General features: G+C 58.0%; 19 protein-coding genes. 13 read left to right on the forward strand and 6 right to left on the reverse strand.

Going from position 1 to position 19,791, the window contains the following annotated elements:
- Positions 1-22: 22 nt before the first annotated feature.
- The 4 genes from ACR0ER_RS16700 to ACR0ER_RS16715 all read right to left on the reverse strand — a co-directional run bounded on the left by ACR0ER_RS16700 (position 23) and on the right by ACR0ER_RS16715 (position 4,060).
- Positions 23-400: a hypothetical protein gene (locus ACR0ER_RS16700; protein WP_480769909.1), complete on the reverse strand. Its 378-nt coding sequence runs from the start codon at positions 398-400 to the stop codon at positions 23-25.
- Between the two features lie 756 nt (positions 401-1,156).
- Positions 1,157-1,987, reverse strand: a complete 831-nt coding sequence (locus tag ACR0ER_RS16705; protein WP_480769910.1) for an ABC transporter ATP-binding protein — start codon at positions 1,985-1,987, stop codon at positions 1,157-1,159.
- Positions 1,984-2,772, reverse strand: a complete 789-nt coding sequence (locus tag ACR0ER_RS16710; protein WP_480769911.1) for an ABC transporter ATP-binding protein — start codon at positions 2,770-2,772, stop codon at positions 1,984-1,986. Before ACR0ER_RS16710 ends, ACR0ER_RS16705 begins: the two co-directional genes overlap by 4 nt.
- A 106-nt stretch (positions 2,773-2,878) precedes the next feature.
- Positions 2,879-4,060 carry an ABC transporter substrate-binding protein gene (locus tag ACR0ER_RS16715; protein ID WP_480769912.1) on the reverse strand — a complete coding sequence of 394 codons (1,182 nt, stop codon included), beginning with the start codon at positions 4,058-4,060 and terminating at the stop codon, positions 2,879-2,881.
- A gap of 159 nt (positions 4,061-4,219) precedes the next feature.
- Here ACR0ER_RS16715 and ACR0ER_RS16720 point away from each other — a divergent pair, with 159 nt between their 5' ends.
- A complete protein-coding gene (locus tag ACR0ER_RS16720; protein ID WP_480769913.1) occupies positions 4,220-5,314 on the forward strand; it encodes a PQQ-dependent sugar dehydrogenase in 1,095 nt (364 codons plus the stop codon).
- Between the two features lie 5 nt (positions 5,315-5,319).
- On the opposite strand, the gene ACR0ER_RS16725 is transcribed toward ACR0ER_RS16720, so the two are convergent.
- Positions 5,320-6,324, reverse strand: coding sequence for a GlxA family transcriptional regulator (locus tag ACR0ER_RS16725; protein ID WP_480769914.1), 1,005 nt, complete (start codon positions 6,322-6,324; stop codon positions 5,320-5,322).
- Positions 6,325-6,493: 169 nt separating this feature from the next.
- Here ACR0ER_RS16725 and ACR0ER_RS16730 point away from each other — a divergent pair, with 169 nt between their 5' ends.
- Positions 6,494-7,864, forward strand: coding sequence for a class II 3-deoxy-7-phosphoheptulonate synthase (locus tag ACR0ER_RS16730; protein ID WP_480769915.1), 1,371 nt, complete (start codon positions 6,494-6,496; stop codon positions 7,862-7,864).
- 63 nt (positions 7,865-7,927) lie between these two features.
- Here the strand turns inward: ACR0ER_RS16730 and ACR0ER_RS16735 are convergent, their stop codons facing one another.
- Positions 7,928-8,602 (reverse strand): PAS domain-containing protein, encoded by a 675-nt coding sequence (locus tag ACR0ER_RS16735; protein ID WP_480769916.1) that lies wholly within the window; start codon positions 8,600-8,602, stop codon positions 7,928-7,930.
- A 232-nt stretch (positions 8,603-8,834) separates the two neighbouring features.
- On the opposite strand from ACR0ER_RS16735, the gene ACR0ER_RS16740 reads away from it, so the two are divergent.
- The 11 genes from ACR0ER_RS16740 (at position 8,835) to ACR0ER_RS16790 (ending at position 19,698) form a co-directional block, all read left to right on the forward strand.
- Positions 8,835-9,725 carry a YicC/YloC family endoribonuclease gene (locus ACR0ER_RS16740; protein WP_480769917.1) on the forward strand — a complete coding sequence of 297 codons (891 nt, stop codon included), beginning with the start codon at positions 8,835-8,837 and terminating at the stop codon, positions 9,723-9,725.
- A gap of 17 nt (positions 9,726-9,742) precedes the next feature.
- Positions 9,743-10,384 carry a guanylate kinase gene (gene gmk, locus ACR0ER_RS16745; protein WP_480769918.1) on the forward strand — a complete coding sequence of 214 codons (642 nt, stop codon included), beginning with the start codon at positions 9,743-9,745 and terminating at the stop codon, positions 10,382-10,384.
- A complete protein-coding gene (locus ACR0ER_RS16750) occupies positions 10,381-10,905 on the forward strand; it encodes a gamma carbonic anhydrase family protein (protein ID WP_480769919.1) in 525 nt (174 codons plus the stop codon). The genes gmk and ACR0ER_RS16750 overlap by 4 nt, the downstream gene beginning before the upstream one ends.
- A gap of 18 nt (positions 10,906-10,923) precedes the next feature.
- Positions 10,924-11,970: a sensor histidine kinase gene (locus ACR0ER_RS16755; RefSeq protein WP_480769920.1), complete on the forward strand. Its 1,047-nt coding sequence runs from the start codon at positions 10,924-10,926 to the stop codon at positions 11,968-11,970.
- 203 nt (positions 11,971-12,173) lie between these two features.
- Positions 12,174-13,214: a substrate-binding domain-containing protein gene (locus ACR0ER_RS16760; RefSeq protein WP_480769921.1), complete on the forward strand. Its 1,041-nt coding sequence runs from the start codon at positions 12,174-12,176 to the stop codon at positions 13,212-13,214.
- An 83-nt stretch (positions 13,215-13,297) separates the two neighbouring features.
- Positions 13,298-14,770, forward strand: coding sequence for a phosphate ABC transporter permease subunit PstC (gene pstC, locus ACR0ER_RS16765; RefSeq protein ID WP_480769922.1), 1,473 nt, complete (start codon positions 13,298-13,300; stop codon positions 14,768-14,770).
- Entirely contained in the window at positions 14,767-16,128 is a 1,362-nt protein-coding gene (gene pstA / locus ACR0ER_RS16770) for a phosphate ABC transporter permease PstA (RefSeq protein ID WP_480769923.1), read from the forward strand. The genes pstC and pstA overlap by 4 nt, the downstream gene beginning before the upstream one ends.
- A gap of 12 nt (positions 16,129-16,140) precedes the next feature.
- The gene (gene pstB / locus ACR0ER_RS16775) at positions 16,141-16,938 is read left to right on the forward strand and encodes a phosphate ABC transporter ATP-binding protein PstB (RefSeq protein ID WP_480769924.1); all 798 of its coding nucleotides are present in this window, start codon (positions 16,141-16,143) and stop codon (positions 16,936-16,938) included.
- A 16-nt stretch (positions 16,939-16,954) separates the two neighbouring features.
- Positions 16,955-17,656, forward strand: coding sequence for a phosphate signaling complex protein PhoU (gene phoU, locus ACR0ER_RS16780; protein ID WP_170330122.1), 702 nt, complete (start codon positions 16,955-16,957; stop codon positions 17,654-17,656).
- An 11-nt stretch (positions 17,657-17,667) separates the two neighbouring features.
- Positions 17,668-18,357, forward strand: a complete 690-nt coding sequence (phoB, locus tag ACR0ER_RS16785) for a phosphate regulon transcriptional regulator PhoB (protein WP_480769925.1) — start codon at positions 17,668-17,670, stop codon at positions 18,355-18,357.
- A 111-nt stretch (positions 18,358-18,468) separates the two neighbouring features.
- Entirely contained in the window at positions 18,469-19,698 is a 1,230-nt protein-coding gene (locus tag ACR0ER_RS16790; RefSeq protein ID WP_480769926.1) for an acyl-CoA dehydrogenase, read from the forward strand.
- The last annotated feature ends 93 nt before the right edge of the window (positions 19,699-19,791 follow it).

Genomic DNA, 19,791 nt, shown 5'->3' on the forward strand with positions numbered 1-19,791 from the left:
CTCGACCCGTGTTTAGATCACATTAATTGGCAGACGTACAGGCACCGCGTTCGTTTCGTTGCTGCCCGCCAGTCGCTCGGACCTCAAGACTTCCTGTGTCGGATTTCACTGTGTAGCCGACAGTTCCACCTGCCTGAATTTGCAGAAACTCTTGCGCGCCCAAGCTGGGGATCACCATAACTTCGTGGTCTGTGCCATCTGCGTGAACCACGCCTTTGGAGCTGCCTTCAGTTTTTTTCAGAGTTACCTGACGCGCAGGGTCGAGTGGTTTGCATCCACCGGGATTGCAAATTTCGGTAATCTGGCATTCGTAAACAACATCACCTTCCGCCGGGTTTTGCGATACGGCCTGCGCGGTAGCGGGCAGAACAATAGCGGCAAGCGCTGCCAGATATTTCATAGTATGTCTCCTGAAAGGGGCGTTTGCCCGAAAGGGTTGAGAATCGCTTTTTCGATTCCCGCTGTTCGCGCGCCGTGAGTACGTGCGGAACATGGCGAAATTTTAGCCGATGACGGAGTTTCCAATTAGCTGCGGCGCAGGTTTTAGGGTGTTGTAAATGAACGATTTTAGTTTTTCTGAGCTCTGGTTATCACCAAACGCGATCACAGTTTGGCCTTAATCCTGTGGAGCAATCGGCTAGAGGTGATGAGGGACTAAGGGGAACTTGGAGAGCGCCACACGGGCGTTGAGGAAGTTAATTAGTTTTCGTCTCCGCAGAAGCCGTAAACAACCTCAATTAAGTGAGAACTCGGAAGATACTGGGTTGTCAAAGCAATTCCAATTGGTTCACCATCGGTCCGCAATTCAACGGTCGCATTCGTCAGTGTGTTCTCAACTATGCTATTCGCCACAATTGAGCGTTCATTGGATAGTCTTTTATCAACCAAAAAGTCACCGAAATGGACTCTAGAGTCTCTTGTCGATGGCACCGCGTAAGCTTGCACTTCACCGCCGTCCATTGAGATTTCCAACCAAAAGCTTCCTTCTGGACAGTCTGTGGCAGGGCAGTCTGCTCCCATGCAAATCGCTCTAACTTAACACATTCTCATTTCACAGTAGGTCCTAGGAAACGAGTCTGCTTGCGCAGGGCTCTGCAACATTAGATTCAACGAAAGAACGAGCGTGAGGACTATTTTCAGAAAGGTGGTTTTCAGCTTATCCCCCCAAGAAGCTCTTACGAACTTCGGGATCAGCCAGCAGTTCCTTGCCCGTGCCGCTATACGCATTCCGCCCCTGAACCAGCACATATCCCTTATCCGCAATCTCCAGCGCCTGCCGAGCGTTCTGTTCGACCATCAGGATCGGCAGGCCGGTGCGCGAGACCTCGATGATCCGGTCGAACAGCTCATCCATCACGATGGGCGAGACACCGGCGGTCGGTTCGTCCAGCATCAGAACCTTGGGCTGAGTCATCAACGCGCGCCCGACGGCAACCTGCTGGCGTTGACCGCCCGACAGCTCTCCGGCCGGTTGGTTGCGTTTGTCGCGCAGGATGGGGAAGAGGTCATAGACCTGCTCCATCGTCTGGCTGATATCGTCGCGGCGGATGAAGGCACCCATTTCGAGGTTTTCCTCGACTGTCATCGACGTGAAGATGTTCGAGGTTTGCGGTACGAATCCCATGCCTTTGATCACGCGGTCCTGCGGTGAGAGTTTGGTGATGTCCTCTCCGTCCAGTCGAACCGACCCGGCTCGGACGTCCAGCATTCCAAACACGGCCTTCATCGCGGTGGATTTACCGGCACCGTTGGGGCCAACGATCACGGCGATCTCGCCCTTGTCGACAGCAATGGTGCAGTCGTGCAGGATATCCGGCCCCTTGCCATAGCCGCCGGTCATGGTGTCACCGATCAGGAACGGGCCGCCCCCGACATAGTGCGTCTCACCGCTGGTCTGATGGGCGGGGGTCATCGTGCCGACGCCCTTGGGATTGGTGATCGTGGCGTCCTTGTTGCCGTGATCGTCCTGGTAGGGGTTGTCGCTCACGCTCCGGCCTCCAGCTTGTCTTTGTTTTTCAGGCCGGTGCCCAGATAGGCCTCGATCACGTGCTCGTTGGCCTTGATCTCGTCCAGAGTACCTTCGGCCAGAACCTTGCCCTCGGCCATGCAGATGACCGGATCGCAGATCTTGCCGATGAAATCCATGTCGTGCTCGATGACCACGAAGGTATAGCCGCGCTCCTTGTTCAGGCGCAGGATCGTGTCGGCGATGGTCATAAGAAGGGTGCGGTTCACGCCCGCGCCGACCTCATCCAGAAACACGATCTTGGCGTCAACCATCATGGTGCGGCCAAGCTCCAGCAGCTTTTTCTGACCGCCCGAGACCTGACCGGCTTTGTGATCGACCAGATGTTCGATGGTCAGAAACTCAAGCACCTCGTCGGCCTTGGCGCGCAATGCGCGTTCTTCATCAGCGATGCGCTTGCGGCCGAACCATGTGTTCCACAGCGTCTCACCCGATTGTGCGCCGGGCACCATCATCAGGTTCTCTCGGCAGGACATCGAGGAAAACTCATGCGCGATTTGGAACGTGCGCAACAGGCCCTTGTGAAACAACTCATGCGGGGGCAGGCCGGTGATATCCTCACCATCCATAATGACGCGACCAGAGGTCGGCGGCAGCACACCTGCGATCACGTTGAACAGGGTGGTCTTGCCGGCGCCGTTTGGTCCGATCAGGCCGGTGATCGAACCTTTTTCGATCTCCAGCGAAGCGCCATCCACCGCGTGGAAGCCGCTAAAATGCTTGTGCACGTCTTCAACGACGATCATGGTTTTCCCTTGTCTTTTCCCCGAAAACAGAGGTGCAGCCTTTTGTCACTGAAACAGCCCGGACACAAGGCCCGGGCTGTCCCGTTTGGTCTGAAATGACGCTGGATTAACGGTAATTAACCGTCTTCATCTCACCGTCGATAACTTCGATCTCACGATACGCCCCGGCGCTTTCACCGGGGCCGATCAGCTCAACGCCCGAGGCGCCGACATAGTCGATCTCCTGACCGGAGGCGAGCAGCTCCAGACCTTTGGCTAGTTCGCCCGGATAGATTTTCTCACCCGGTTCGTTGGCGACGTCCATGATCTTGCTGCCGTAATCGGCTGGGTTGCTGGAACCCGCGGCCTGCATGGCCAGCAGGAACAGCGCTGCGGCGTCATAGGATTCAGGCACAAAGATCGACGAGCCGTCAAAGCCCTCGCCCTCGGCCATGGCAAAGAACGAATCCGCGGCCTCGCTTTTCGAACCCGGTGCCTGACCGTAGGAACCATTCAGATCCGGACCGACGTTTTCGGGCAGCGAGTCACCGATCATGCCGCCCGGCAGGCCGAACGTGTCGAACGCGCCGCTGTCCAGCGACGATTGGATGATGCCCAGACCGCCTTGATCCAGATAGCCTGCCACGACCAGAATATCGCCGCCTGCCGATGCCAGCGCGCCAACTTCGGCCGAGTAGTCGGCTTTGCCGTCTTCGTGCGCCGCTACGATGGTCACTTCACCGCCCAGCGCCTCGAACGAGGATTTGATCGCCTCGGACAGACCCTTGCCGTAGTCGTTGTTGGTGTAAGTCAGAGCGATCGAGTTGACGCCACGCTCTTTCAGGATGTCGGCCATGATTTCGCCTTCGCGTGCGTCAGACGGCGAGGTGCGGAAGAACAGGTCATTGTCCTCCATCACCGACAGGCCGGGAGAGGTGGCCGATGGCGAGATCATCACCATGCCGTTCGGTACGGCGACGTTTTGCAGAATCGCGCCGGTGACGCCCGAGCAGTCACCGCCGACCAGGCCGTTGATGCCTTCGGCAACCAGACGTTCGGCGTTGGCGGTGGCCAGCGCGTTGTCGGCGCAGCCTGTGTCCGCACGTACCGGGGTCACGGTCGATCCGTCCAGCAGCTTGCCGGAGTCGGAGACTTCTTTCATCGCCAGTTCAGCACCGGCGGCCATAGCAGGCGACAGCGATTCAATCGGGCCGGTGAAACCGAACATAATGCCCAGTTTGACGTCTTCGGCCATGGCGGTGCCGGCCAGCAGAGCGGTTGCTGCAGTTGCAGTAAGCAGCTTTTTCATGAGGTTACTCCCTGAAGTGGTCTTCTTTCTGGGCACGACCCTAGGCAAGCTGTCCGGAAAAGAAAAGTCCTAACGAAAAAGTGTTTTTGAGGCCGGGAGCCCTATTTGTTTTGATGGCTGTTGGGGCGCTATTGTCGCAGAAAAGGACGGAGGACAGCGATGTTCAGGGCATTTGTGATTGTGGTTCTGGCCTGGACCAGCGCCGTTTGGGCGGACAGGTTGCAGACCTCGCAAGGGCCGGTGGAGGTCACTGAGATGGTCGGTGGGTTGGATACGCCCTGGGCCATCGGCATTTTGCCCGATGGCAGTTTTCTGGTGACCGAGCGCGACGGTAAACTGCTGTATGTCAAGGATGGCAAAACACAGCGTGTATCGGGTGTGCCCAAAGTCGCGGCAAGAGGGCAGGGAGGTTTGCTGGACGTGACCGTCGCCCGTGATTTCAACCGCAGTCGAGAAGTTTTCCTGACGTTCTCGAAACCGCAAAATGGCGGCGCCGGAACAGCTTTGGCGGTGGCGCGCTTGTCTGAGAACGGCAAGAGGCTGACAAATCTACGTGTGATCTTCGAAGCTGCTCCGGGCGAATCAGGGGGTCGCCACTTCGGTTCGCGCGTGGTTGAGTCGAATGACGGAACATTATTCGTCACGATCGGCGATCGCGGCGACCGGCCCAGCGCACAGGATCGGTCAAACCAAATGGGGACGGTCATCCGGGTAAACCGCGATGGATCGGTGCCTGCGGACAATCCTTTTGTTCAAGAAACCGGCGTACGGCCCGAGATCTGGTCTTATGGCCACCGCAACCCACAAGGGGCCGGGCTGGATGCGCGGGGTCAGCTTTGGGTCTCTGAGCATGGCGCCAGAGGCGGGGATGAGGTCAATCTGGTTCTGCCCGGTCGGAACTACGGCTGGCCGGTGATTTCGTACGGTGTGCATTATTCTGGCGAGAAAATAGGTGAGGGCACAGCGAAGCCGGGCATGGAGCAGCCAAAGCACTATTGGGACCCGTCAATGGCTCCGTCCGGGTTGATGGTGTATTCCGGCAAGCTGTGGTCGAACTGGAAAGGGGACATCTTTGTCGGCTCTTTGAAATTTGACTACATCGCGCGGTTGGCGGGATCACCGTTGCGCGAAGTTGAGCAGATCAAAGGCCCCGAGACGGAACGCGTGCGCGACATCGTCGAGGCTCCGGACGGATCGATTTGGTTCATTTCAGTAGGCCAAGGGGCGGTCTATCGCATGACGCCGGGCACTTAATGTGGTTAACCGGACAGCCTGTCCCCTTGCGCACCTCGTTCCCTGTAAGGAGTGGTGTTGTAATGCGCCCTGTAGCATTTTGAAAAATGCGACGGGCTAGCAAAACCACAGGCCAGCGCCACGTTGATCACACTCATATCCGTCTGCATCAGCAAGTTGCGCGCCTTGTGCAGCCGCAATTCCATATAGTAGCGCTTGGGCGAGCGGCTGAGGTAGCGGCGGAACAGCCGTTCCAGTTGTCGCGTGGACATGCCCACGTCTTTTGCAAGAATCGAAGGCGAAATCGGCTCTTCGATGTTTTTTTCCATCATCAGGATGACTTGACTCAGCTTGGGGTGACGCACGCCAATGCGGGTCGGGGTCGACAGGCGTTGGGTGTCCTGATCGGTCCGGATCGAGGAATAGATCATCTGATCCGCCACCGCGTTGGCAAGGTCTTCGCCATAATCGTCGGCGATGATCTTCAGCATCAGGTCAATGGATGATGTACCACCCGCTGTCGTCATCCGGTTTGCATCGATGATAAACACGGACTTGGTCAGTTCAACCTCATCGAATTCCTCAACGAAACTGTCCGCGTTTTCCCAGTGGATCGTGGCGCGCTTGCCGTCCAGCAGCCCGGCTTTGGCGAGCGTATAGGCTGCAGTGCACAGGCCGCCGATGCGCAGGCCCCGCCGCGCCTCGCGCCGTACCCAGTTAAGCACCTTCTTGGTGGTGGCGGCCTGCACGTCGACGCCGCCACAGATCAACACAACATCGTCGCGTTGAAGCTCGACCAGATCGGAGTCCAATTCGAACGTGGTCCCGGCCGAACAATTGACCGTTTCGCCACCTTCGCCCATCAGGGTCCAAGTATACAGCGTCTTGTCCGCCATACGGTTGGCAATCCGCAGGCTGTCCAACGCCGAAGCGAATGACAGCAGCGAGAATTTGTCCAATAGGACAAATACGAAATTTCGCGGGTTGGCCGCAGTGTCTTCCACCGTGACAACTTGGCGTTGCTCTTGCATGGCGAGGTGTCCTTGATTCGGCGCTTCGAGACATTACGTCCGGCGACAGATTTGGCAGCCACCATGATCAAAGCTTGTTTCCCGCGTCAAGAGGCCCAAATCGGATATGGTCAGTCTTCAATGCATTTTGTATAGAGACGACCTGACTACTTCAGCGGAGATCAAAGCTATGACCGAATGGCAAAAAACGAACTGGCGCAACAAGCCCCGGGTTCAGATGCCAGACTATACCGACGAGGCCGCTTTGGCCAAGGTCGAGGCTCAGCTTTCACAGTATCCCCCGCTGGTCTTTGCCGGTGAGGCGCGGCGTCTCAAGCAACATCTGGGTGCCGCCGGTCGCGGCGAGGCCTTCCTGCTGCAGGGTGGGGATTGTGCTGAAAGCTTCGAACAATTCAGCGCGGACGCGATCCGTGACACCTTTAAGGTGATGCTGCAAATGGCAATGGTGCTGACCTATGGCGCCAAGGTGCCGGTGGTGAAAGTGGGCCGTATGGCCGGCCAATTTGCCAAGCCACGCAGCGCCCCGACCGAGGTTGTGGATGGTGTGGAACTGCCCAGCTACCGTGGTGACATCATCAACGAATTGGCCTTCACGCCCGAAGCACGTATCCCGAATCCCGGTAAGATGCTGCAGGCCTACACCCAGGCCGCCGCAACACTGAACCTGCTGCGCGCATTTTCGACCGGTGGTTTTGCGGATATGAGCATGGTGCATTCCTGGACGTTGGGTTTCACCGACGATCAGGATGTCAGCAAATACTCGGAAATTGCCGACCGCATTCAGGACACGATCGACTTCATGCACGCCGCCGGGATCACGGCGGACACCACGCATGAGTTCTCGACCGTCGAGTTCTACACCAGCCATGAAAGCTTGCTGCTGGAATACGAAGAGGCGCTGACCCGTCTTGATTCGACCTCTGGCAACTGGCTGGCCGGTTCCGGCCACATGATCTGGATCGGCGACCGCACCCGTCAGCCTGACGGCGCGCATGTGGAGTTCTGTCGCGGCGTGCTGAACCCGATTGGTTTGAAATGTGGTCCCACGACCACCGCCGAAGATCTCAAGGTTCTGATGTCCAAACTGAACCCCGAGAACGAAGAAGGTCGTCTGACTCTGATCGCACGTTTCGGCGCGGGCAAAGCAGGTGAGCACCTGCCGCGTCTGGTTCAGGCTGTTAAAGAAGAGGGCGCCAAGGTGACTTGGGTTTGCGACCCGATGCACGGCAACACGATCAAATCAGCGACCGGCTACAAAACCCGTCCGTTCGATTCCGTGCTGCGCGAGGTGCGTGACTTCTTTGGCGTGCATCAGGCCGAGGGCACCATCCCTGGTGGCGTACATTTTGAGATGACCGGTCTGGACGTCACCGAATGCACTGGCGGCGTGCGGGCTGTGACCGAAGAGGATCTCTCGGATCGTTACCACACCGCTTGCGATCCGCGTCTTAACGCGTCGCAATCGTTGGAACTGGCATTCCTTGTTGCTGAGGAGCTGACCAATCTGCGCCGCAAAGGCAACAAACGCGCGGTCAGCTGAGTTTAGGGTTAGGGCAAATTGCAAAAGAAAGGCGGGCCGTTTGGTCCGCCTTTTTCGTTGGGATCAGTCGTCACGGGACGAAACCAGTCGCAGATGTGATCCGGGGCGTTTGAACGCATCCTGTTCCTCGGCAAAACCGGTAAGTTCGCGTTCCACCTGTTGCCGCGGCGCCTGAACGTCTGATACTGCCCGAACGCGGTTGTCGGGAATGGTGAATCGACGCGGCGTTGCGCCGATTGCGCCGTCACAGACCATCACGCCCAGCACGCGGCTCACATCGCCAAGGTCGCTTTTCAACGGCAACAGGATCATGCGGGCCTGAAATTGGGTGCGACCCAGTCTGCCAGCCGACATCAGGCCAAGCTCGGCAATTGCGGGCAGGGCAAAAACCTGTTCGAGCACATCCGATATCTGCCCACGGGCTTTGGGTTCGAAAAACGCGGTCAGGGGCATTCCGCGAACCTCCATGCCAGCCAGTTTGGTCAAATGGCTTCCGGCCAGACGAAACCGGGCCAGCCCCGGCGCGATACGCTCCAGAATGAAGGTGTATTCCAGAACGTTCTCAAGTCCGCGCGGGTCGATCTGCGATCGCTTGGGCACGCCGTCACCTGTCAGAAGCGCAGTCCAGTACGCTTCGACCTGTCGGATGGGCGAGAGGCTGCGCCCGCTGTCAAAACGATCCATTGCGACGATCTTTCCAAAACTTGAACCGGAGCCATTTCCGAAAAAGGTTTTCATTTTCATCACCCTAGCATCGATTGACCGTCATTTTCCTAAAATGCCAGATACCGGGACCATTTTCGCCCGACCAGCTACTGGCTTTGGTCAGATTGACACGGGTTAAGTCAATTTTGGAGGAATTCTTTAACGAATGGTTAACTTCTGGAGATCGGCTCAAAGTGAGCAAACTCTTGCCCTGCGCCTGCCGATAGCATTAGGTGCACCAAGCGAGCAGACAGGGGCAGCTAAGATGATCAGATCCATGACCGGTTTCGCCTCGGGCAAGGGGGCATTTGGGCCCCATAGCTGGACGTGGGAGCTGCGCAGTGTGAACGGCAAGGGGCTGGATATGCGCCTACGCGTGCCCGACTGGCTGACCGGGCTCGAAGCTGCCTTGCGCGCGCAAATCTCAAAAGCGTTGAGCCGGGGTAATGTCACCCTGTCGTTGAAGCTGAGCCGCGATGAAACTGCGCCTGATCTCGCCCTGAACGAAACCGCCATGGCTGCCGCGCTAACCGCGCTGGCGCGCACACAGGAAATGGCTGCGGCCAGCGGTGTCACGCTGGCCCCGTCATCGGCGGCTGACCTGATTGGCATCAAGGGGATGCTGGAGGCCGGCAGCGATGTCGATGACCCCGCGCCGTTGGTCGAGCAGTTGACGAAAGAACTTGCCCCGCTTTTGGCGGCCTTTGTCGACATGCGCCAAACCGAGGGCAAGGCGCTGGCCGACATTCTGGACGGGCAACTGACGCAGGTGGCTCAACTGACCGAACAGGCGGCGGAGCTGGTCGAGCAACGCAAGGACAAAACCGCCGAGGCGTTGCGGGAAAATCTGGCGCGTGTGCTGGACAATGCGCAGGGAGCCGATCCGGACCGGGTGGCGCAGGAACTGGCGCTGCTTGCCGTGAAAGCGGATATCACCGAGGAAATCGACCGCCTGAAAGCGCATGTCGTGGCCGCGCGGGATTTGCTGTCACAGGACACAGCCGTCGGACGCAAGCTGGACTTTCTGATGCAGGAGTTCAACCGCGAGGCCAACACGTTGTGTTCGAAAGCGCAAAGCGCCGATCTGACCTCGGTGGGGCTTGAGTTGAAGGCGGTAATAGACCAGATGCGCGAACAAGTGCAAAATGTTGAATGATTATGGGAACGACTGACATGGCAGATCGCCGCGGCCTACTTATCATCCTGTCTTCGCCTTCGGGCGCGGGGAAATCTACTCTGGCCCGTCGGCTGATGGCGTGGGACGAAGGGCTGGAGTTTTCGGTCTCGGCCACAACCCGTGCGGCCCGTCCGGGTGAAGAGCATGGGCGTGAATATTACTTCCTGTCCGAGGATGAGTTCAAACAGCAGGTCGCTGACGGGCAGATGCTGGAACATGCCCACGTGTTCGGCAACTTCTACGGATCGCCAGTCGCACCGGTGCGCGAGTCGATCAACAGCGGTCGGGATGTCTTGTTCGATGTGGACTGGCAGGGCGATCTGCAGATACGCAATTCTGATCTGGGTAAGCACGCACTCTCGATCTTCATTTTGCCGCCTTCGATCCCCGAACTGCGCCGCCGCCTGGAATCGCGCGGGCAGGACAGTGAGGACGTGATAGGGAAACGGATGCAAAAAAGCTGGGATGAGATCAGCCACTGGGGCTACTACGACTATGTGCTGGTCAACGACGATCTGGACGCGACCGAGGAAAAGCTGAAAACCATCGTCAGTGCCGAACGGATGCGCCGTATCCAGCAGCCAAACCTGCAAAACCACGTGCGCAATCTGCAAAACGAATTCGAGGGGCTGTCATGACCATCTACGCCTTGGGGGAACACGCGCCGCAAATCCACGAGGATACATGGGTCGCGCCCGACGCCAATCTGGTCGGGAAGGTGGTGTTAGAGCAGGGGTCCTCGGTCTGGTTCGGTTGCACAATCCGCGCTGACCATGAAGAGATTCGAGTGGGCGAGGGCAGCAACGTTCAGGAAGACTGCATCATGCATATCGATGCCGGATTCCCGCTGACCATCGGTAAGAACTGCACCATCGGGCATAAGGTGATGCTGCATGGCTGCACGATCGGGGAAAACACGCTGATCGGGATGGGAGCCATTGTTCTGAACGGGGCGAAGATCGGCAAAAATTGCCTGATCGGGGCAGGGGCATTGATCACCGAGGGTAAGGAAATTCCCGACAATTCGCTTGTCATGGGGGCGCCCGGCAAGGTCGCGCGGCAACTGGATGAGGCGGCGGCGCAGAAAATCACCCTCAGCGCGCTGCACTATCAGCAGAACATGCGCCGGTTTCGTAATGAGATGAAGCCCGTGGTCTAGTCTGGAAAGATTGAGATAATGTCAGACGACCTGCTCGCCGAATTTGTCGCGGCCATTCCGATGCCCGCTCTGATGGTCGATCAGACAGAGCGAATCATTGCCGCCAATACGGACGCGAAGACCCTGTTGGCGCAGAATATCGTCGGTCGGCATTTCGCGACGATCCTGCGGCAGCCACAGGTGATTGAGGCGATTGAACAGGCTCTGCGCACCAAAGGTCCGGCCAAGACACGGCACTTGTCCAATGACGGCGCGCAAGACACCACGTTCGAGGTCGAATGCCGCTATCTTAACGGTGTCGGCGCGGTGTCCGGCGGGGCGATGCTGGCGATCTTTCAGGACGTCACGCATGTTGAGCAGGCCAGCCAGATGCGCCGCGATTTCGTTGCCAATGTTAGCCACGAATTACGCACGCCTCTGACCGCTTTGATGGGGTTTATCGAAACGCTGCGCGGTCCGGCCCGCGAAGATGCAGCAGCCCGCGACCGTTTCCTGCAAATCATGACCGATGAGGCCAACCGGATGAACCGGCTGGTGGGGGATTTGCTGTCCCTGAACCGCGTCGAAAGCGAAGAGCGTGTGCGGCCGAAAGAACAGCTTGAGCTGACCGGCCTGCTACAGTCGACGCTGAACTCTCTGCGCCCTCTGGCCGAGGATGCTGAGGTACAGTTGACGCTGATGGCTCCGGACGATCCTGTATCGCTGATAGGGGACAATGATCAGCTACGCCAAGTCTTCACCAACCTGATTGAGAACGGCATCAAATACGGTGGCAGCGGTGGCAGCGTCGAGATTCGCGTGCTGCCATCGGACCGTGATTCTGCAATGCGGGGTCCGGCGGTTCGGGTTCAGGTGATCGACAAGGGGCCGGGCATTGATGCGGTCCATCTGCCGCGCCTGACCGAACGATTCTATCGCGCTGACAGCCACAGGTCCCGGCAACTGGGCGGGACGGGGCTGGGCCTTGCCATCGTGAAACACATCATCAATCGCCATCGCGGGCGGTTACGGGTCGAAAGCGATCTGGGTAAAGGCGCGACATTCACCGTTATTCTGCCGCGGTGACCCCTTAAATTCACAGTGATCAAAGCGGTTTCGTTTACCTATGTGAACGCTGCATGTCTGCTTTGCGTCAGGTCAGTAAGAAATTATGTCGACTGTCATAAACCTGTTACAAACCTGTCACAAAAGGCTTACGCACGCTCCTTAGAGGTGCCTGCAAGATCATCATGGGGGTGATCACCAACTACATTCTCAAGGAGACTGAAATGTCCTTTGTAAAACTGTCGGCTTCGGCTCTTGCCATCGCTGCTGTCTCGGCCACTGCGGCCGCCGCTCGTGATCAGGTTCAGGTTGCCGGTTCCTCGACCGTTCTGCCTTACGCTTCGATCGTTGCAGAAGCCTTCGGTGAAAATTTTGACTTCCCGACACCGGTTGTTGAGTCGGGCGGTTCCTCGGCGGGCCTGAAGCGTTTCTGTGAAGGTGTTGGTGAAAACACCATCGACGTTGCAAACGCATCGCGCGCCATCCGCGAAAAAGAAATCAAAGCATGTGCCGAAAACGGCGTCACCGACATCATCGAAGTCCAGATCGGTTATGACGGCATCGTTTTTGCATCCGACATCAACGGCAACTCGTTCGAGTTCACGCCGGAAGACTGGTACAAAGCCCTGTCCGCTCAGATCGTTGTTGACGGCCAGCTGGTCGATAACCCGAACAAGACCTGGGCCGACGTGAACCCCGCGTTCCCGGCGCAGCCGATCGCAGCCTTCATCCCCGGCACCAAGCACGGCACCCGTGAAGTGTTCGAAGACAAGGTGATCCTGGCTGGTTGTGAGCACCTGGGCGACTTCGACGTCTACAAAGCTGCCAACGGCGACGACAAGAAAGCTGCTGAAAAAGCCTGTATCGCTCTGCGTACCGACGGCGTTTCGGTCGACATCGACGGCGACTACACCGAGACCCTGGCCCGCATCGACAGCAACAAAGATGGCATCGGCGTCTTTGGTCTGGCGTTCTATGAGAACAACACCGACAAGCTGCAGGTCGCGACCATGTCCGGCATCGTGCCTTCGACCGAGTCGATCGCTTCGGGTGAATACCCCGTGTCGCGCCCGCTGTTCTTCTACGTGAAGAAAGCCCATATCGGCGTGATCCCCGGCCTGAAAGAATATGCTGAGTTCTTCGTCGCTGACGAGATCGCAGGCCCCGACGGCCCGCTGGCCGAATACGGTCTGGTGTCCGATCCGGAACTGGCAAAGGTTCAGGAAGCTGTTTCCAGCGAAACCGTTCTGGGCGGCGGCTCCTAATCAACCTTGTGAACGGAACCGGGGCGTTTTATGCGCGCCCCGGTTCTTTTTGACTCCATCTCTGCCATCCCCACGGAGTACTCATGGCGTTATCCTGGCTATTGCTTATCCTGCTTGCGCTGGCAGTGATCGGATATTTCACGGGTCGGTCCCGTGCCTTGGCAAGCGCGGGAGGTGACGCCCGCGAATTGCACTCTTTGCCCTCTTACTACGGCTACAACGTTGCCATGACGGCGCTTGTTCCGGCTTTGGGCGTTCTGATTGTCTGGCTTCTGGTGCAACCGATGATCGTCAATAGCACCGTATCCGGTCTCATCCCCGATCAGGCGATTCCTGTAGGGTCGGATCGTGGCTTGATCATGAGCGAAGTGCGCCGCGTGGCCGATGGCCTGAGCGGTGCAGTTGCAACAGGTGCTGTGACTGAAACACAGGCACAGGACGCGAATGCGGATATTGATGAACTGACCAAGGCTCTGAAAGACGCCGGGCAGGTCCTGACGCAGGATATCACCCAGCCCATTCTGGTCGCGGCTCAGAAATACCGCAGCATGACCGGGACTGGGTCGGTGGCGATGCAGGTTATCGTTCTGGCGCTGGCTCTGCTGGGTGCAGCCTTTGCATATGTGCGGACGCACAAGGAATTCCGCGCCCGTAACGTGGTCGAGCAGGGCGTTCTGGCTCTGCTGTTGTTGGCTGCGTCGATTGCGATCCTGACAACGGTCGGCATCGTGTTGTCGATGCTGTTCGAAACCATGAACTTCTTCCAGCTGCATTCGTGGAAAGACTTCTTCTTCGGCAGCACCTGGGCCCCGAACTTCCGCGGAGGCAGTGAGCTGTCGATCCTACCGTTGCTGTGGGGCACGCTTTACATCTCGCTGATCGCGCTGCTGGTGGCCGTGCCCATTGGCCTGTTCGCCGCGATCTACCTGTCAGAATATGCCTCGGGTGCAACCCGAGCGCTTGCCAAGCCGCTGCTTGAGATACTCGCCGGTATTCCGACAATCGTTTACGGTCTGTTTGCCTTGCTGACAGTAGGCCCGGCGCTGGTGGCTCTGTTCGGAGAGGGCGGGGCGCTTGGGGTGGGCTGGATGGCCAGTTCCAACGCGGTTCTGACGGCGGGTCTGGTCATGGGCATCATGCTTATCCCGTTTGTCTCGTCGCTGTCGGACGACATCATCAACGCGGTGCCGCAGTCGATGCGCGATGGCTCTCTGGGGCTGGGTGCGACCAAATCCGAAACCGTACGTCAGGTGGTTCTGCCCGCCGCGCTGCCGGGCATCGTGGGTGCTATCCTGCTGGCAGCCAGTCGCGCCATTGGTGAGACCATGATCGTGGTGATGGCCGCCGGTGCGATCGCCAAATTCTCGGGCAACCCGTTCGAAGCGATGACCACCATCACCACCCGGATCGTCAGCCAGTTGACCGGTGATACCGACTTTGCCAGCCCCGAAACGTTGGTGGCCTTTGCGCTGGGTCTGACCCTGTTCATCATCACGCTGGGGCTGAACATCTTCGCCCTCTACATCGTACGCAAGTACCGGGAGCAGTACGAATGACCGATATTTCCCAAAACCCAGACGCTGCTCCTACGGCGAAGCCGAAAGGCGGGTCGCTGTTTGAAAAGGACGCGCGCACCAAACGCCGTAACGCTGCCGAAGGTCGGTTCAAACTATATGGCATCGCGGCCATCGGTATCGGCCTGCTGATGCTGGTCGTTCTGGTGACCAACATCGTTACCGCCGGTACGGGCGCATTCCAGCAGAGCTTTCTTGAGCTTGATGTCGAACTGAAAGAAGACAAGCTGGATAAGAAGGGCAATCGAAATATCGAGGACATCAAGAAGGTTTCGACCTTTGGCTATGCGCCTCTGATCGCTTCGGCGTTGGAAGCCGAAGTACAAAAGCTGGGCATCCAGACGGACCTGTCGCCCAAGGACATGGGCAAGATCTTGTCCAAGGCCGCACAGGCCGAATTGCGGGACTATGTTATCTCGAACCCTGATGAGATTGGCAAAACCGTCAGCTTCCGTTTTCTGGTCAACAGCCGCGTCGACGGCTATATGAAAGGTCGCGTAACGCGCGAGTCCATCGCCAACGACAAGAGCATCACCACCGCTCAACTGGATTTCGTAGACCAACTGCGGGACGCGGGTGTGCTGTACAAGGCCTTTAACCCGGACTTCATCTTTGGCGCAGACGCATCCGACCAACGGCCCGAGGCTGCGGGGATCGGTGTATCCATGCTGGGCTCGCTGTTCATGATGTTCGTGGTGTTGGCGTTGGCGTTGCCCATTGGCGTTGCGGCCTCGATCTATCTTGAGGAATTCGCGCCGCAGAACCGCCTGACGGATATTATCGAGGTCAACATCTCGAACCTGGCCGCTGTTCCGTCGATCGTGTTCGGTATCCTTGGTCTGGCCGTGTTCATCAACTACATGCACCTGCCGACCTCGGCACCGCTGGTGGGTGGTCTGGTGCTGACGCTGATGACTTTGCCGACGATCATCATCTCGACCCGCGCGTCGCTGAAAGCGGTTCCGCCGTCGATCCGGGATGCGGCGCTCGGGGTAGGGGCCTCGAAAATGCAGGCGGTGTTCCACCATGTGCTGCCGCTGGCCGCGCCCGGCATTCTGACCGGCACCATCATCGGTTTGGCGCAAGCGCTGGGGGAAACCGCGCCGCTGCTGCTGATCGGGATGGTGGGCTTTATCGCCTCGAACCCTCCGGACGGGCTTGTTGCTGGCTTCCTGTCGCCAAACTCGGCCATGCCCGCGCAGATCTACGAGTGGTCCAAACGTGCCGACCCGGCCTTTTACGAACGCGCATGGGGAGGGATCATCATCCTGTTGATCTTCCTCGTGACAATGAACACCATCGCGGTCATCTTGCGCCGCCGCTTTGAACGCCGCTGGTAAGGGGTGCTTAAGATGAATGACATGACACGAGTGGAGAGAGCTGTGGACTCCAAAGCAATTAAGATCGCCGCGAACAAGGTTCAGGTCTACTACGGCGAAACCCACGCCATCAAAGACGTGGATGTGCGGATCGAAGATAAGACCGTAACGGCCTTTATCGGCCCGTCGGGCTGCGGCAAGTCCACGTTTCTGCGCTGCCTGAACCGGATGAACGACACCATCGACATCTGCCGGGTCGAGGGCGACATTCTGCTGGACGGTGAAGACATCTATGACAAGCGCGTCGACCCGGTGCAGCTGCGCGCTAAGGTGGGCATGGTGTTCCAGAAACCGAACCCGTTCCCCAAGTCGATCTATGACAACGTCGCCTACGGTCCGCGCATCCATGGCCTTGCTAAGAACAAGGCAGAACTGGATGAGATCGTTGAGAAATCCCTGCGTCGCGGAGCGATTTGGGATGAGGTCAAGGACCGTCTAGATGCCCCCGGCACTGGCCTGTCCGGCGGTCAGCAGCAGCGTCTGTGCATTGCACGCGCTGTCGCGACCGAACCCGAAGTTCTGCTGATGGACGAACCGTGCTCGGCGCTGGACCCGATTGCAACCGCGCAGGTCGAGGAACTGATCGACGAACTGCGCTCGCGTTATTCGGTGGTGATCGTGACCCACTCGATGCAACAGGCCGCGCGGGTCAGCCAGAAAACCGCCTTCTTCCACCTTGGGAACCTCGTCGAGTTTGGCGAGACAGGTCAGATCTTCACCAACCCCGAAGACCCCCGCACGGAAAGCTACATCACCGGCCGGATCGGCTGAGCACAGGTATTCAGATATGACCGAACAACATATTGCATCTGCTTTCGACCGCGACCTTGAGGCGATTCAGGCCCACATCATGAAGATGGGCGGCCTTGTCGAAGCCGCCATCATGAGCGCGGCGCGTTCGTTGGAAACCCGGGATGAAGAACTCGCCCAGCAGGTCCGTCAGGGCGACAAGGCCATTGATGCTCTGGAAGAATTGATCGACGAAGAAACCGCTCGTCTGATTGCATTGCGGGCTCCCACCGCCAGCGATTTGCGTTTGGTTCTGTCGGTTCTCAAAGTGTCCGGCAACCTTGAACGTATTGGTGATTATTCGAAAAACATCGCCAAGCGGACAACGGTTTTGGTCAATGCCGGCGAAATCAATGGCAGCGCCGCCGCCCTGCGCCGCATGGCGCGCGAGGTTGAACGGATGCTGCGCGATGCGCTGGACGCCTATATCCAACGAGACGCCGAGCTGGCCACCGATGTCATAAACCGCGACGAAGAAGTGGACCAGATGTACAACGGCCTGTTCCGCGAGTTCCTGACCTTCATGGCCGAGGACCCGCGCAACATCTCTTCCTGTATGCACCTGCATTTTATTGCCAAGAATATCGAGCGTATGGGCGACCATGTAACCGCAATTGCCGAGCAGGTTGTCTATCTCGTGACCGGTGAACGCCCGACCGAGGCGCGCCCGAAAGCCGATATAACCTCGCAATCCGCCTAGGAGTTTGACGAATGTCCGCTGATCAACCGACCGTACTGGTTGTCGAGGATGAACCGGCACAGCGCGAAGTGCTGGCCTATAACCTCGAAGCTGAAGGGTTCCGCGTGTCCAAGGCCGCCAGCGGCGACGAAGCCATGCTGTTGGTCGACGAAGAACACCCGGATATCATCGTGCTGGATTGGATGATGCCAAACCTCAGCGGCATCGAGGTTTGTCGCCGTCTGAAATCCCGCCCGGATACGCGTTCGATCCCGATAATCATGCTGTCCGCTCGCACCGAAGAAGTTGATAAAGTGCGCGGACTGGAAACCGGCGCCGATGACTATGTGGTCAAGCCGTATTCGGTGGTCGAGCTGATGGCGCGCGTGCGGACGCAATTGCGTCGTGTTCGTCCCGCGACTGTTGGCCTGCGACTGGAGTTTGACGATATCATCTTAGATTCGGAAACGCACAAAGTCAGCCGCGACAGCAAGCCTTTGAAACTGGGTCCGACCGAGTTCCGTCTGCTGAGCACCTTCATGGAAAAACCGGGCCGGGTCTGGAGCCGCGAGCAACTGCTCGACCGGGTCTGGGGTCGCGATATTTATGTCGATACGCGCACCGTTGACGTCCATATCGGCCGTCTGCGCAAAGCACTGACGCAACATGGCGGCGAAGACCCGGTGCGCACGGTTCGTGGGGCCGGATACGCGCTGGGGTAAAAGCCGGGGCAGGGGTATGAGTTTTGCTCATGGTCGGATGCGAAACTCTTACTGTCTTTTAGTCCGGGGCCGGGTTAGGTTGCGTAGAAGCTGACTAAGCGGAGATGCATCATGAACGCCCCTAACACCAAGCCAACTCTCCGAGCCAAAGACGCGCCTGACATGGGCAAGTTCGCATGGGATGATCCGTTTCGTCTGTCGGACCAGTTGAACGAAGACGAACGCATGATTGCGGCCAGCGCGCAGGCTTATGCGCAGGAAAAACTGCAACCGCGCGTGACAGAAGCGTTTCAAAACGAAGAAACGGACCCCGAAATTTTCCGTGAAATGGGCGACATGGGCTTATTGGGCACCACGATCCCCGAGGAATATGGTGGGCTTGGGGCAGGGTACGTCTCTTACGGTTTAGTCGCTCGTGAAGTCGATCGTGTAGATTCCGGCTATCGCTCGATGATGTCGGTGCAAAGCTCTTTGGTTATGTATCCGATCTATGCCTATGGCAGCGAGGAACAGCGCCGGAAATACCTGCCGAAACTGGCCAGTGGCGAATGGATCGGTTGTTTTGGCCTGACCGAGGCTGACGCAGGCTCTGACCCGGCCGGAATGAAAACAAAGGCCGAGAAGATTGACGACGGCTATCGTCTGACCGGTAGCAAGATGTGGATCTCGAACGCACCGATTGCGGATGTGTTTGTGGTGTGGGCCAAGTCCGATGCCCATGATGGCAAAATTCGCGGTTTTGTGCTGGATAAGGGCCTCAAAGGTCTGAGTGCGCCTAAAATTCAGAACAAACTAAGCCTGCGCGCCTCGATCACCGGCGAGATTGTTCTGGACGGTGTTGAGGTCGATGAATGCGCGCTGCTGCCGCATGTTCAGGGCCTCAAGGGTCCGTTTGGCTGTTTGAACCGCGCGCGATATGGCATCAGTTGGGGGGTTATGGGGGCCGCCGAATCCTGTTGGCACGCCGCGCGTCAATACGGACTGGATCGGAAACAGTTCAATCGACCGCTGGCACAGACACAGCTGTATCAACGAAAGCTGGCGGACATGCAGACCGAAATCGCCTTGGCGCTGCAAGCGAGCCTACGCGTTGGCCGTCTGATGGATCAGGCCGAAGCCGCGCCCGAAATGATCTCGATCGTCAAACGTAACAACTGCGGCAAAGCGCTGGATATCGCGCGGATGGCGCGAGACATGCACGGGGGCAACGGGATCTCTCTGGAGTTCCAGGTTATTCGACACATGGTCAACCTAGAGACGGTGAACACCTATGAAGGCACGCATGACGTGCACGCGCTGATCCTTGGCCGGGCGCAAACCGGGCTGCAAGCGTTCTATTGATTTGTTGCAACCAAGTAGAAATGTCCCTGGGTCTGCAAAGTAGAAATGTCCCGGTTGCCGGGAAACGGTAGTGCAGCCTGGCAGGGTGGAGAC

Source organism: Ruegeria sp. CH8 (assembly GCF_056536985.1).